Source organism: Bacillus sp. RAR_M1_44 (genome assembly GCF_020165935.1).
Taxonomy (GTDB): Bacteria; Bacillota; Bacilli; order Bacillales; family Bacillaceae; genus Bacillus; species Bacillus altitudinis.
Genome location: NZ_JAIUKX010000003.1, coordinates 183,033 through 197,398, shown reverse-complemented (window position 1 = coordinate 197,398; position 14,366 = coordinate 183,033). Strand labels below are relative to the sequence as shown.

13 protein-coding genes are annotated in these 14,366 nt (G+C 43.7%); 12 read left to right on the top strand and 1 reads right to left on the bottom strand.

The annotated features are described in order from the left end of the window. Positions 1–31: 31 nt before the first annotated feature. The 5 genes from sat to LCD34_RS16860 all read left to right on the top strand — a co-directional run bounded on the left by sat (position 32) and on the right by LCD34_RS16860 (position 3,905). Positions 32–1,168, top strand: coding sequence for a sulfate adenylyltransferase (gene sat / locus LCD34_RS16880; RefSeq protein WP_046527256.1), 1,137 nt, complete (start codon positions 32–34; stop codon positions 1,166–1,168). Positions 1,169–1,181: 13 nt separating this feature from the next. Beyond that, positions 1,182–1,775, top strand: coding sequence for an adenylyl-sulfate kinase (cysC, locus tag LCD34_RS16875; RefSeq protein ID WP_074042033.1), 594 nt, complete (start codon positions 1,182–1,184; stop codon positions 1,773–1,775). Positions 1,776–1,803: 28 nt separating this feature from the next. Beyond that, a complete protein-coding gene (gene cobA, locus LCD34_RS16870) occupies positions 1,804–2,559 on the top strand; it encodes a uroporphyrinogen-III C-methyltransferase (RefSeq protein ID WP_144625882.1) in 756 nt (251 codons plus the stop codon). Between the two features lie 76 nt (positions 2,560–2,635). After that, the gene (locus LCD34_RS16865; protein ID WP_144740265.1) at positions 2,636–3,421 is read left to right on the top strand and encodes a sirohydrochlorin chelatase; all 786 of its coding nucleotides are present in this window, start codon (positions 2,636–2,638) and stop codon (positions 3,419–3,421) included. Continuing rightward, positions 3,402–3,905: an NAD(P)-dependent oxidoreductase gene (locus LCD34_RS16860; RefSeq protein ID WP_224559775.1), complete on the top strand. Its 504-nt coding sequence runs from the start codon at positions 3,402–3,404 to the stop codon at positions 3,903–3,905. Before LCD34_RS16865 ends, LCD34_RS16860 begins: the two co-directional genes overlap by 20 nt. 31 nt (positions 3,906–3,936) lie before the next feature. Here the strand turns inward: LCD34_RS16860 and LCD34_RS16855 are convergent, their stop codons facing one another. Next, positions 3,937–5,646: an NFACT family protein gene (locus LCD34_RS16855; protein WP_224559774.1), complete on the bottom strand. Its 1,710-nt coding sequence runs from the start codon at positions 5,644–5,646 to the stop codon at positions 3,937–3,939. Positions 5,647–5,811: 165 nt separating this feature from the next. Between LCD34_RS16855 and LCD34_RS16850 the strand changes: the two genes are divergently transcribed. From LCD34_RS16850 to priA, 7 genes are all read left to right on the top strand, one after another. Continuing rightward, on the top strand, positions 5,812–8,487 hold the full coding sequence (locus tag LCD34_RS16850; protein ID WP_224559773.1) for a calcium-translocating P-type ATPase, SERCA-type: 2,676 nt from the start codon (positions 5,812–5,814) through the stop codon (positions 8,485–8,487). A gap of 83 nt (positions 8,488–8,570) precedes the next feature. After that, complete coding sequence (locus LCD34_RS16845) at positions 8,571–9,446, top strand: YicC/YloC family endoribonuclease (protein WP_007499682.1); 876 nt, start codon at positions 8,571–8,573, stop codon at positions 9,444–9,446. Between the two features lie 76 nt (positions 9,447–9,522). After that, on the top strand, positions 9,523–9,792 hold the full coding sequence (remA, locus tag LCD34_RS16840; RefSeq protein ID WP_008344898.1) for an extracellular matrix/biofilm regulator RemA: 270 nt from the start codon (positions 9,523–9,525) through the stop codon (positions 9,790–9,792). A gap of 9 nt (positions 9,793–9,801) precedes the next feature. Further along, a complete protein-coding gene (gene gmk / locus LCD34_RS16835) occupies positions 9,802–10,416 on the top strand; it encodes a guanylate kinase (RefSeq protein ID WP_007499680.1) in 615 nt (204 codons plus the stop codon). A 3-nt stretch (positions 10,417–10,419) separates the two neighbouring features. Further along, the gene (gene rpoZ / locus LCD34_RS16830) at positions 10,420–10,623 is read left to right on the top strand and encodes a DNA-directed RNA polymerase subunit omega (protein WP_008344896.1); all 204 of its coding nucleotides are present in this window, start codon (positions 10,420–10,422) and stop codon (positions 10,621–10,623) included. A gap of 115 nt (positions 10,624–10,738) precedes the next feature. After that, the gene (gene coaBC, locus LCD34_RS16825) at positions 10,739–11,956 is read left to right on the top strand and encodes a bifunctional phosphopantothenoylcysteine decarboxylase/phosphopantothenate--cysteine ligase CoaBC (protein ID WP_017367218.1); all 1,218 of its coding nucleotides are present in this window, start codon (positions 10,739–10,741) and stop codon (positions 11,954–11,956) included. Then, the gene (gene priA / locus LCD34_RS16820; RefSeq protein ID WP_224559772.1) at positions 11,953–14,361 is read left to right on the top strand and encodes a primosomal protein N'; all 2,409 of its coding nucleotides are present in this window, start codon (positions 11,953–11,955) and stop codon (positions 14,359–14,361) included. The genes coaBC and priA overlap by 4 nt, the downstream gene beginning before the upstream one ends. Positions 14,362–14,366: the final 5 nt, after the last annotated feature.

Genomic DNA, 14,366 nt, shown 5'->3' with positions numbered 1-14,366 from the left:
TAAATATGAACATTGAGAGGAAGATGAACAAATGAGTTTAACACCACATGGTGGCGTATTAATTAATCGAGTAAATGAAGAATTTGATCTAAGCACAGCTGCGAAAGAAATTGAGCTGGATGCCATTTCTTTTGCAGACCTTGAACTCATCGCAATTGGCGGGTATAGTCCAATTGAAGGGTTTTTAACGAAAGCTGATTATGAAGCAGTTGTCAGCAGTATGCGACTAGCAAGTGGTGTCGTTTGGTCTCTTCCGATTACTCTGCCTGTCACAAAGGAACAAGCAGCGGAGATCAATCAAGGTGACATTGTTCGTTTATCGTATAATGGAACAGTATACGGGGTCATTGAGGTGGAAGATCAATACACACCTGATAAGGAAAAAGAAGCAGTGAATGTGTATAAAACAGATGACCGCAATCACCCAGGCGTGAAAAAATTATTTGAACGCGGTGACACGTATATTGGTGGTAAAATTACACTGACAAAACGCAGTGAAAAACCTTTCCCGCAATTTACGTATGAGCCAGAAGAAACAAGAAAACATTTTAAAGAAAACGGCTGGAAAACCATTGTCGGTTTCCAAACGAGAAACCCAGTCCATCGTGCGCATGAATACATTCAAAAGACAGCACTGGAAACAGTGGATGGTCTATTTTTAAATCCACTTGTTGGTGAAACAAAATCTGATGATATTCCAGCAGATGTAAGAATGAAAAGCTATCAAGTGTTACTGAACGGTTATTACCCGAAAGACCGCGTCTTTTTAGGTGTTTTTCCTGCTGCCATGCGTTATGCTGGACCAAAGGAAGCGATTTTTCATGCGCTTGTGCGTAAAAATTATGGCTGTACACATTTTATTGTCGGCAGAGATCATGCGGGTGTTGGTGATTATTACGGCACATACGAAGCGCAGGAGCTATTTGAACAATTTACAAGCGAAGAAATTGGGATCACACCATTAAAATTTGAGCACAGCTTTTACTGCAATACATGTGAAGCCATGGCAACACCAAAAACATGCCCACATGATAAAAGCGAACATGTCATTCTTTCAGGTACAAAGGTCAGAACGATGCTGAGAAATGGTGAATTACCTCCGAGCACGTTCAGCCGAAAAGAAGTCATTGAAACATTAATCGAAGGATTAAAAACGACGGTATCTTAAAGGAGGATATGACATGAGCAACGAACATATCGTGTGGCATGATTCATCTATTACTAAAAAAGAATATCAACAGAAAAACAACCATACAAGCGGGATCATTTGGCTGACAGGTCTAAGCGGTTCAGGTAAATCGACGATCGCCAACGCAGCGGCTCGAGAGCTGTTTGAACAGGGGTACCAAGTGACAGTTCTTGACGGCGATAACGTACGCCATGGACTCAATAAAGACTTAGGCTTTTCAGATGACGACAGAAAAGAGAACATTCGGCGCATCGGTGAAGTGGCGAAATTATTTGTTGAGCAAGGAACGATTGTCATTACTGCTTTTATTTCACCATTTCAAGAAGACCGCCAAATCGTAAGACAGTTAGTCGAAGACGGAGAATTTCACGAAGTGTTTGTGAAATGTGATCTGAACGTGTGTGAAGAGCGTGATCCAAAGGGATTATATAAAAAAGCAAGAAACGGCGAAATTCCATTTTTCACGGGAATCGATTCACCATACGAAGAGCCAGCTGCGCCTGAGCTCGTTCTAGATACAGGTGAATTATCACGCGAGGAGTCAAAACAGCGCCTTGTTGATTATGTAAAGAATAAAACGAAATAATCGCCTGATGGCAGGGGGAGAAAGCAAGATGGGGAAAGTATACATTGTTGGTGCCGGACCGGGTGACCCAGACTTAATTACGCTAAAGGCCCATAAGGCAATACAGCAGGCAGATGTCATTTTATATGATCGTCTTGTCAATCAAGAGATTCTTGCCCATGCCAAACCGGAGGCGGAGTTGATCTATTGCGGCAAACTGCCGAATCATCATACGATGAGACAGGAAGCGATTAATGAAGCGCTTGTTGCTTATGCGAAGGAAGGGAAAATAGTCGTTCGTCTAAAAGGCGGTGATCCCTTTGTATTTGGCCGCGGCGGTGAAGAAATCGAATGCTTAGCTGAGCATGGTATTCCGTATGAAGTTGTCCCGGGGATTACTTCTGGTATTGCAGCGGCTGCTTATGCAGGCATTCCAGTCACGCACCGAGAATTCAGCTCAAATGTTGCGTTTGTGACAGGGCATTATCAAAAGGATGAACATTTTGAAGAAAAGTGGGAAGCGCTGGCGACGGGGATTGATACCCTTGTCATTTACATGGGCGTCAAAAATGTGGAAAGAGTCCAGCGGCTGCTTTTGAAAAATGGGCGGAACCCTGAAACCCCAGCTGCGTTTATTCACTGGGGAACGACCACGAGGCAAAAGACGACTTGCTGCACGGTGGCGACACTATCTGAAACGGTTGAAAAAGAAGGGATCGAGCATCCGAGTTTAATCGTAGTAGGAGATGTCGTTCACTTTCATCAAAAGTTGAACTGGTTTGAACCAGCACTGATTGAGAAATGAGAACAAAGGTGAAAAGACACGTGTGGACATCGTGTCTTTTCGTCTGAATAAAACTAGGGTTGCAAGGAGGAGTCAAATGAAACAAGCTGTCCTTTATGTTGGGCATGGAAGCAGGGTAAAAGAAGCACAGGATAAAGCCATTTCTTTTATGAAAAGCTGTATGCCGTTAGTGGAAGCAGATATACAAGAAATTTGTTTTTTAGAGTTGACGGACCCTTCAATCGAAGAAGGGTTTGAGACTTGTGTACAAAAAGGAGCAACTCACATTGCGATCGTCCCGCTCCTCCTTTTAACTGCCATGCATGCCAAATCAGATATTCCAGATGAGATTGTGAAAGTACAAAAACGTTTCCCACAAGTGAAGGTGACATATGGAAGACCTATAGGCGTGAACCAAGAAGTCACGAAAGCGGTTATCGCAAGGATTGAAGAAGCTGGATACAAGGGAGAGCGCGCAAAAATTCTCTTAATTGGCCGCGGAAGCTCTGATCCAGATGTAAAGCGGGATGTGTTTGGCATTGTAGATGATGTCCGAAGCATGCTGCCTTGTGCAGAGGTTTTTCCGTGTTTTATTACAGCGTGTGAACCGAATTATCGTGACGTCTTAGCACAGTTAACAGTAGATGACGATACGCCTGTCTATCTCGTGCCTTATCTTTTATTTACAGGCATTTTAATGAAAGAGATTGAGAATGAAGCGAATCAGGCGAGAGAGCGGCTGCGAGATGTCCGTGTCTGCCGGTATATTGGTTTTCATCCCCATGTAAAAGCAGCTTATATTGAACGTGTGCAGGAAACGATCTTAAACAAAGAGGATGCGTTTCGTTTTCAAGGAGAAAGCCATGCTTCCAGTTCATCTTGATCTAACCAATAAACACGTGCTGATTGCCGGCGGTGGAAGGATTGCGGCTAGAAGGACGAGTGCGCTATGCATGGAGCCATGCAACATAACCATTGTGAGCCCTGACATTTGTGAAGAAATGGCGAATCTCATTGAGACATATCAGCTGATTTGGAAGAAAAAGAAAGTTGATGCGGAAGATGTAAAGGATGCATTTTTGATTGTCGCTGCTACAGACGATCCTTCAGTAAACGAGTGGATGACGCAATCAGCGCTTCCTCATCAGCTCATCAACTGTGTGAGCCAGTCAGAGCTTGGCAATGTGATTGTGCCAAAGGTTGTGAGGGCAGGAAAAGTGACAATCTCTGTATCTACGAGTGGTGCAAGCCCAGCCCGCACTAAACAGCTGGCTGCGGCCATTGAGACCTTGCTTGAACAAGAGGACGTAGATGCACTGGATGAGCTCTATATAGAAAGGAAAAAACGACAAAGAAAGAGCCGATAAAATCTCATCTAAAGATTTAATCGGCTCTTTTTTATTTTCTCAGCTTTAGGACAACATCCTCATCAGGCGTCACAAATAATGTTTGCTGCTGATCATACGTGACAAAGCCCGGTTTTGCTCCGTTTGGTTTTTTCACATGCCGGATTTTCGTATAATCGACAGGGACGGAGCTTGATTCTTTTGCCTTCGAGAAGTAGGCAGCAATTTGTGCCGCTTCAAGCAAGGTTTGTTCATCAGGCGCTTGGTGACGAATGACGACATGTGATCCAGGAATATCCTTTGTGTGCAGCCAAATGTCATCACGAGCTGCCGCCTTTGTGGTCAAATATTCGTTTTGCTTGTTGTTTTTTCCAACGAGAATCGGAACACCTTGAGAAGATTCATATGCTTCAAGCTGAATGGCCGATGGTTTTTTCTTTTTGGCGTTGCGTTTTTGTTTGGGACGCAAATATTTTCCTTCCACCAGTTCTTCTCTTATTTCCTCTAAATCTTTTGGTGAGGCAGAGGACAGCTGCTGGATCAGCTCATTAAAATAAACAATTTCTTCATGTGTTCGTTCGATTTGTTCATTTACGGCCTCTACTGCATTTTTTGCCTTTTGGTATTTTGTAAAATACGCTTGTGCATTTTCAGAAGGGGTTTTGTTTGTTTTGAGCGGGATCGTGATCTCTCCGCCTTCTTCATCATAATAATTGATGACAGTCGCTTCTTTATCCCCTTTTTTAATTGCATATATATTGGCAGTAAGCAATTCACCATAAAGCTGGTACTTATGCGCATTTTGAGATTCTTCAAGCGTTCTTTTTAGTTTTTTTAGCTTGTTTTCATTTTTCTTTTTTTCATTCACAACAAAACGTTCAAGATCAGCCGCCTGCTGTTTGACTCTGTCTCTTTCAGCTTTTCCGAAATAAAAGCGGTCAAGTAGCTCACTAAGAGAATCAAATGTCTTCATGTCACCATGGACGTGCTGAAGTTCTAATAAATAAAAATACTCTTTCCCGTCTTTTCTCGTGAGCTGAGGGGTAAAAGAATGCGCCTGAATGAGCTGAAACATCTTGAGCAATGTACTTGGAATCGTTTCCTGATTGGCAAGACCGGCCCTGTGGACAGCTTCCTTAGCAAACAGCGGAGAAACCCCGGAGAATGTATCGACAATTTGATTGGCAATTTTCCCTTCTTGAAAACGTAAATGCTTTAAAATATCTTCCTTCGTCACGTCAAAAGGATTCAGCTTTTGCTGTGCCGGCGGCAGAAGATATTGATGTCCGGGCAGCACCGTTCGATAGCTGTTCACAGATGGAGAAAGATGTTTCAGTCCGTCAATGATCTGCTCCGTTTCGTCCTCCACGAGAATTAAGTTGCTGTGCCTGCCCATAATTTCAATATACAGCTTACGGGTTTGTTCATCGCCAATTTCATTTCGGCTTCGCACGTGCAGCACGATCACCCGATCTAACCCAATTTGTTCAAAACGTTCAATGAACCCACCCTCAAGATGTTTTCTGAGAAGCATACAAAACATTGGCGGTTCGCTCGGATTATCATCATGGTGCTCAGTGAGCTGTACCCTTGCATAGCTCGGGTGAGCGGATAAAAGAAGCTTATGATTCTTCCCCTTTGATCGGATATGAAAAATCAGCTCATGCTTGTATGGCTGATGTATTTTCGAAATTCTTCCGCCAGATAATGTTTCTTGCAATTCATTTGTCATACCGTATGTAAAAATGCCGTCAAATGACATGTTGGATACACCCTCTTCTTTCACACAAATCTACTGAAAGAACCTTACGTTTTCTCGTTCTTTAGGCAGTCTTATTATTATAGCATGATTTAGGACGAGTCTGAATAAACTGGCTTATAGAACACTGCATAAGAGAGAGAACAAAAGAGGAGTGGACGAGGTCAAATGAATTGGCATGAACTGAACCAAACCGATTTATTAAAAACAATGAATACATCGATAGGTGACGGACTGTCAGAAAAAGATGTGCAAAAGCGGCTTGAAAAGCATGGGCCAAATGAATTGCAGGAAGGGAAAAAGGCGTCGGCGTTCGTTATTTTTTTAGCGCAATTTAAAGACTTTATGGTGTTAATCCTGCTTGCGGCAACGATTATTTCTGCCTTTTTAGGTGAATATATTGATGCTGTGGCGATTGTGGCGATTGTGCTGATAAATGGTGTGCTTGGCTTTTATCAGGAACGCCGTGCGGAAAAGTCCCTCCAAGCACTAAAGGAATTATCAACGCCGCATGTCTATGCAAGGAGAAACAATGAATGGGTCAAGATCCCGTCCAAGCACCTCGTGCCGGGAGATATTGTGAAGTTTTCAAGTGGGGATCGAATTGGGGCAGATATCAGATTACTAGAAACAAAGAGTTTGGAAATCGAAGAATCTGCCCTCACTGGAGAGTCCATCCCAGCAGTCAAACATGCGAGTCCGCTCTCGCGAGATCATGTCTCGCTTGGAGATTTGACGAACATGGCCTTTATGGGGACGCTTGTCACAAGAGGAAGCGGTGTAGGAGTTGTCATTGGTACAGGGATGAATACAGCGATGGGACAAATTGCCGGTATGCTGGATTCAGCAGGTAATATGGAAACACCGCTGCAAAGACGCCTTGAGCAGCTGGGGAAAATTTTAATTGTTGCTGCGTTATTTTTAACTGTTCTTGTGGTTGTTCTTGGTGTGGTGCAAGGTCATGATTTGTATCATATGTTCTTAGCGGGTGTATCTCTCGCTGTTGCTGCGATTCCAGAAGGACTGCCGGCGATCGTCACTGTCGCACTTTCCCTAGGTGTGCAGCGGATGATTAAACAAAAATCCATTGTCAGAAAGCTGCCGGCCGTGGAAACACTCGGCTGCGCCTCGATTATTTGCTCAGATAAAACAGGCACAATGACACAAAATAAAATGACAGTGACACATGTATGGGCAGAGGGGAAAACGTGGAATATTTCTGGCACTGGGTACGAGCCGTCAGGTGATTTTACCTTAAACGGAGAACTTGTCCACGTAGACAAACATCCAAGCCTGCAAAAGGTGCTATTATACGGAGCACTTTGTAATACATCGACCATCGTTGAAAAAGACGGAGAGATGAGACTTGATGGCGATCCGACAGAAGGAGCACTTCTAACCGCTGCGCGTAAAGCGGGTTTTACAGAGCAATTCATCGAAGCGGGATTTCGTGTGGTGGAGGAATTCCCTTTTGACTCTGAAAGAAAAATGATGTCAGTCGTCGTGGAAACGAATCAGAAGGAGCGGTATGTCATTGCCAAAGGGGCGCCAGATGTGCTGATGAACCGTTCAAGTCATATGATGCACGGCGGACGCACCGCCTCATTTTCAAAGGCCCACCGGCAAGAAACAGAAGCTGCCATTCAAGGTTTAGCAAGACAAGCGCTTAGAACCATTGCGATTGCATATAAAAAAGTAAGCCTGACAGAAAAAATCACCTCTGTTCAGCAGGCGGAAACTGGCCTCACATTTATCGGTCTAGAGGGCATGATTGATCCACCTCGTCCTGAAGTGAGACGAGCGATTAAAGAATGCCGGGATGCTGGCATTAAAACAGTGATGATTACAGGCGATCACGTAGAAACGGCTAAAGCGATCGCTAAAGATTTAAGTCTCTTACCGAAGCAAGGAAAGGTGCTTGATGGAAAAGCTCTGGATCAGCTAAGCGACAAAGAGCTGGAGCAAACAGCAGAAGATGTGTACGTCTTTGCCCGTGTATCACCTGAGCATAAACTGAGAATTGTGAAGGCCTATCAAAAAAATGGCCATATTGTCGCGATGACAGGTGATGGGGTGAATGATGCGCCAGCGATTAAACAGGCGGATATCGGCATATCCATGGGGATTACCGGAACAGACGTTGCCAAAGAAGCTTCTTCTCTTATTTTGCTTGATGACAACTTTGCGACCATTAAATCCGCTATTAAAGAGGGCCGGAATATTTATGAAAACATTCGCAAATTTGTCCGCTATTTGCTGGCATCGAATGTGGGAGAGATTTTGGTCATGCTGTTTGCGATGCTTCTTGCGCTTCCATTGCCTCTCGTTCCAATTCAAATTTTGTGGGTAAACCTTGTCACAGACGGCTTGCCGGCTATGGCACTTGGAATGGATAAACCAGAAGGCGATGTCATGAAGAGAAAGCCGCGGAACATGAAAGAGGGGATTTTTGCAAGAGGGCTTGGCTGGAAGGTCGTATCAAGAGGGTTTCTGATCGGGATTGCCACTTTGTTAGCCTTTATGTTTGTGTATCACCGTGATCCGAACAATCTTCAATATGCGCAGACGGTTGCATTCAGCACACTCGTTTTGGCGCAGCTCATTCATGTGTTTGACTGCCGCAGTGAACGGTCTATTTTTGAACGCAATCCATTCGGGAATATGTACTTAATCGGCGCCGTTGTGTCTTCCCTGCTGCTGATGCTTGTGGTCATTTATTATCCGCCGCTTCAGCCGATTTTCAAAACGGTGGCGGTCGCACCAGTTGATTGGCTTCTGATCATCGGTATGTCTGCATTGCCAACTTTTTTACTGGCGGGATCACTTTTGACAAGAAAAAAATAATTGGTTATGGTATAATTTTGAGGTAATAGTGTCTGCTATTACCTTTTTCATTTTATTAATATGAAAGAATTGGGTGTTTTCACATGATACGCAGTATGACGGGATTCGGCCAAGCGAGTAAAACGGATGGAGAACTGACAGTGTCAGTTGAGCTAAAATCGGTCAATCACCGTTTTAAAGAGGTTCATGCCCGTTTGCCGAGGCCGCTTTTATATTTCGAAGATACATTAAAAAAAATTATTCTTCGTCACGTGCAGCGCGGTCGAATTGAGCTGTTTGTTACGATTGAAGGCGGTAAACTTGCAAGCCGGTCTTTACAGATTGACTGGCCGCTGCTTGATGAATATATGAAAGCCGCAAAAGACCTTGAGGACCGCTATCATATTTCAGGTATTCAGCATGCACATGACTTACTGAAGCTGGAACAGGCTGTTCAGGTGGAAGAGTCAGTCAGCCGTAATGAGCAGCTGGAGCATTTGCTGATAGACACTTGTGAAGAAGCTGTCAAGGAGCTTTGCTTTATGAGAGAGCAGGAGGGAACATCACTTCAAAAAGACTGTGAACTCAGGCTGTCTGAACTTGAGGCATTTACAGAAGAAATCAAAGTGTTTGCACCAGAGGTTGTGAGTCAGTACAAAGAACGATTGAATCAAAGATTGCAAGAATGGATCGGAGAGGCGCTTGAAGAGAGCAGACTGACCACAGAGGCGGCCATCTTTGCTGATCGCTGTGACATTACAGAAGAGATTACCAGGCTGAAAAGTCATTTTCAGCAGTTCCAGCAAATTTTGACGCAAGGCGGCGCTGCCGGACGAAAGCTTGACTTTCTTGTACAGGAGCTCAACCGTGAAGTGAACACGATTGGATCAAAAGCAAACCATCACCATTTAACAAAGCTCGTGGTTGAAATGAAAAGCGCTATTGAAAAAATAAAAGAACAAGTGCAAAATATAGAATAGTCATTGTGTATGCTGTTTACAGTGCGTCTCTTTCGGCGAGACTAGAGACGTTTATATTACAGGGGGACGTTAGAAGATGACCATAAAGTTGATCAATATCGGATTTGGAAACATCATTTCAGCGAATCGGATGATTTCGATCGTCAGTCCGGAATCAGCACCGATTAAACGAATGATACAAGACGCAAGAGATCGAGGCATGCTCATTGATGCGACATACGGAAGAAGAACCCGTGCTGTTGTCATTATGGACAGTGACCATGTCATCTTATCTGCCGTTCAGCCTGAGACTGTCGCGCAAAGACTTTCTGTAAAAGAAGAAATCATAGATGAAGGGCAGGGGTAATACGCCATTATGAAAGAAAGAGGACTTTTAATCGTTCTCTCTGGACCTTCGGGAGTTGGAAAAGGAACGGTCAGACAAGCCATTTTCTCCCAGGAAGATACGAAATTTGAATACTCTATTTCTGTGACAACCCGCAAACCGCGTGAAGGTGAAAGAAATGGTGTTGATTATTTCTTTAAAACCAGGGAAGAATTTGAACATATGATTGAAAACAAAAAGCTGTTAGAATGGGCAGAATATGTCGGGAATTACTACGGCACGCCTGTTGACTATGTAGAACAAACATTGAGCGAAGGAAAAGATGTTTTCCTTGAAATCGAAGTGCAAGGTGCACTTCAAGTAAGAGAAGCATTCCCGGAAGGTCTCTTTATTTTCCTTGCACCGCCAAGTCTTTCAGAACTTCAAAACCGCATTATTACACGCGGGACAGAATCTGAGGATCTCATCCGTAACCGAATGGCTGCTGCAAAAGAAGAAATTGAAATGATGGATGCTTATGACTATGTCGTTGAAAACGACGATGTCGAGCTTGCATGTGAAAGAATTAAAGCGATCGTCCTTGCAGAGCACCTGCGAAGAGACAGAGTCGCACCAAGATATAAAAAAATGCTGGGGGTAGAATAAACCATGTTAGATCCTTCAATTGACTCATTGATGAACAAACTTGACTCAAAATATACACTTGTCACAGTGTCTGCACGCCGTGCACGTGAAATGCAAATCCATCAAGATCAACAAATCGAAAACACAAAATCCTACAAATTTGTAGGGAAAGCTCTTGAAGAAATCGATGCTGGTCTTTTGACATTTGAAAAAGAAGAGCAAGAATAACATCGCTTCTGCCATGCAGATACGATACGTTCAAAAAAGTCAAAACTATGATTGGTTTTGACTTTTTTGAATTGTAGACGAATTTGTGAAAAAGGCCGTTAAGGGGGACAAACAAATGTTACAGTCAAAAAATATTTTACTCGGCGTCAGCGGAGGAATCGCCGTATATAAAGCAGCTGCACTCACTAGTAAACTCGTACAGGCAGGCGCAAACGTAAGAGTGATTATGACAGAATCTGCCCGTGAGTTTGTGTCTCCGCTCACCTTTCAAGCCCTATCTCGGCATGAGGTGTATGTGGATACATTTAAAGAAAACAATCCAAAAGTCATTGCGCATATTGATGTAGCTGACTGGGCCGATCTCATTCTTGTTGCCCCTGCAACAGCACATACCATTGGTAAAATGGCCGCAGGACTTGCTGATGATATGCTCACAACGACCTTGCTTGCTTCAACAGCTCCTGTATGGGTTGCACCGGCTATGAATGTGCACATGTATGACCATCCAGCTGTCAAGCGGAACATCCGCACTTTATATGAAGACGGCTACCGGTTTATAGAGCCAAGTGAAGGCTATTTAGCATGCGGCTACATTGGAAAAGGACGCTTAGAGGAGCCTGAAAAAATTGTTGAACACATTCGTGCGTTTTTTGATGAGCCAACCAGCTTGCCGCTTTCAGGTAAAAAAGTTGTGGTCACAGCTGGCCCTACACGAGAAGTGATCGACCCTGTTCGTTTTCTTTCAAATCGATCTTCTGGGAAAATGGGCTATGCCATTGCAGAAGCTGCCGAGCAAATGGGGGCTGATGTCACGCTCATTTCAGGACCTGTTTCGTTGACTGCGCCTGAGCATGTGGATGTGGTGCAAGTGGAATCGGCTGAGGAGATGTATCAAGCAGCGTTAGATGTATACGAGACAGCAGATATCGTGATTAAATCAGCAGCCGTTGCTGATTATACGCCTGTCACGACGTATTCTCATAAAATGAAAAAACAAGACGGTGCACTAGCGGTTGAATTTAAGCGGACGAAAGATATTTTAAAAGAGCTTGGGAAAAGAAAAGAACATCAGGTGCTAGTCGGCTTTGCAGCTGAGACACAAGATGTAGAATACTATGCGAAAAAGAAAATCGAATCCAAGCATTTAGATATGATTGTCGCGAACAATGTTGCAGCAGAGGGCGCAGGCTTTGGCACAGATACGAATGTCGCAGCATTGATCAAAGCAGACGGAACAAAAAAAGAGCTGCCAATGATGAGTAAAAAAGACCTTGCCTTTGAAATCTTACAGGAGGCAAAACAGCTGCTGCCAAAAGAGCGTGATCGAGCATGATTGCTGAAGTGATCGTCGATGTCACAACGAAAGCCATTGACAGGCCATTTGACTATCGTGTGCCAGACCGCTTTAAAGGCCTTGTCAAGGCTGGTATGAGGGTAGTAGTTCCTTTTGGACCAAGGAAGATTCAAGGGTTTGTGACAAAAATCAAAGAAGAAACAGACGTACAGTCAGGAAACATCAAGGACATTGTCGATTTATTTGATTTATCTCCTGTTCTGACAGATGAGCTATTGGAGCTTTCCCACTGGCTGACGGAAAAAACATTGTCCTATCATATTACGGCGCTTCAATCGATGCTTCCTGCAGCGATGAAAGCCAAATATGAAAAAGAAATTCAGGTGTTATCAGCTGAGGAACTTCCGCAGTCATTGAAAGAGCTTTTCGGTCAGCAAGAGAGCATCCTTTACGCTGACATTCCGCCTGAACAGCTGAAGCCTATTCAAAAGCATGTCCAAAAAGGTCATCTAGAAGTCAGATATCACGTCTCGCAAAAATCCGGAAAGAAAAAGGTGCGGACACTTCAGACAGCTGTTTCAAAAGAAAAACTTGAAGAAAAGCAGGAACAGTTAAAGAAAAATGCGGTGAAACAGAAGGCGCTGCTTGCTTTTTTACTTCAATCGAATGAAACGACGTTTTTAGCAAAAGATTTGCAGCAGCAAACAGGTGCTAGTTCTCAAACGATAAAAGCCTTGATTCAAGAAGGTCTGTTAACAGAAAGCTATGAAGAGATTTATCGAGATCCTTATCGGGATAAGGAGTTTACACCATCTACTCCTCTTGATCTCACAACAGAGCAAGCAGAAGCGGCAAAACCCATTCATCAAGCAGTGAGCGATGACAAACATGAAACGTTTTTACTGCACGGAGTCACAGGAAGCGGTAAAACCGAAATTTATTTACAGACGATTGATCATGTCCTCCAAAAGGGAAAAGAAGCGATCGTCCTAGTTCCTGAAATTTCATTAACGCCTCAAATGGTCCAGCGTTTTAAAGAGCGCTTCGGGTCCAATGTGGCTGTTCTTCATAGCGGCTTATCGACTGGGGAAAAATACGATGAATGGCGGAAAATCCACCGCAAGGAAGTCAAGCTTGTCGTTGGCGCAAGATCGGCTGTTTTTGCCCCGTTTGAGAATCTAGGAATGATCATTATAGATGAAGAACACGAATCGTCATATAAACAAGAAGAAATGCCTCGGTATCATGCGAAAGATGTGGCCATTGAACGAGCAGGGCGGCACCAATGTCCGGTTGTATTAGGCAGTGCAACGCCTTCACTTGAGTCATATGCGCGTGCGAAAAAGGGTGTGTATACACTGCTGACGCTCAAACGGCGCGTCAATCAGCAGCAGCTGCCGCACGTTTCGTTAATTGATATGAGAGAAGAATTAAGAAACGGCAACCGCTCCATGTTCTCAGAAGAATTAATGCTCAGGTTAAAAGAAGTACTTGAAAGAAAAGAACAGGCTGTTTTATTTCTAAATAAAAGAGGCTATTCATCCTTTGTGATGTGCCGTGATTGCGGATATGTGGAACAATGTCCACATTGTGAGATTTCTCTCACTTATCACCGCTTTCAAAAACGGCTGAAGTGCCATTACTGCGGTCACGAAGCTCCTGTACCTGCAGAATGTCCAGAATGCCATAGTGAGCATATTCGCTATTTTGGTACAGGCACGCAGCGTGTGGAAGAAGAGTTGACGAAGGTATTGCCAGAAGCAAGGGTCATCCGAATGGATGTAGATACAACCTCTCGGAAAGGCGCGCACGAAAAGCTTCTCACGTCCTTTGGTAACAAAGAAGCGGACATTCTGCTTGGGACGCAAATGATTGCAAAAGGATTAGACTTCCCAGATGTTACACTTGTCGGTGTCCTTAGTGCGGATACGTCTCTTCACATCCCTGATTTTCGTTCAAGTGAAAAAACGTTTCAGCTTCTTACACAAGTAAGCGGACGGGCGGGACGTCATGAAAAAGCGGGGTCAGTCATTATTCAATCATATACACCTACGCATTATAGTATTGAATTAACCAAACAGCATGATTATGAAGCCTTTTATGAGCAGGAGATGTTGCACCGTCGTCATCAGTCCTATCCGCCATTTTATTTTTTGGCGATGGTGACTGTATCACATGAAGAAGTGACAAAGGCAGCGCATGTCACAGACAAAATTGTTCAGTTCCTGAAAATGAATTGTGCACCGAATACAAGGATTCTCGGTCCTGCTGCTTCTCCGATCGCTAAGATCAAAGATAGATATCGATATCAATGCGTGATAAAATACAAAAGGGAAAATGAACTGGCAAGTTTATTACGGAAAATACAAGATCATTATCAAAAAGAAATGGAACAAAAACAGTTGATGATATCAATCGATATGAATCCATATATGATGATGTAAAACGG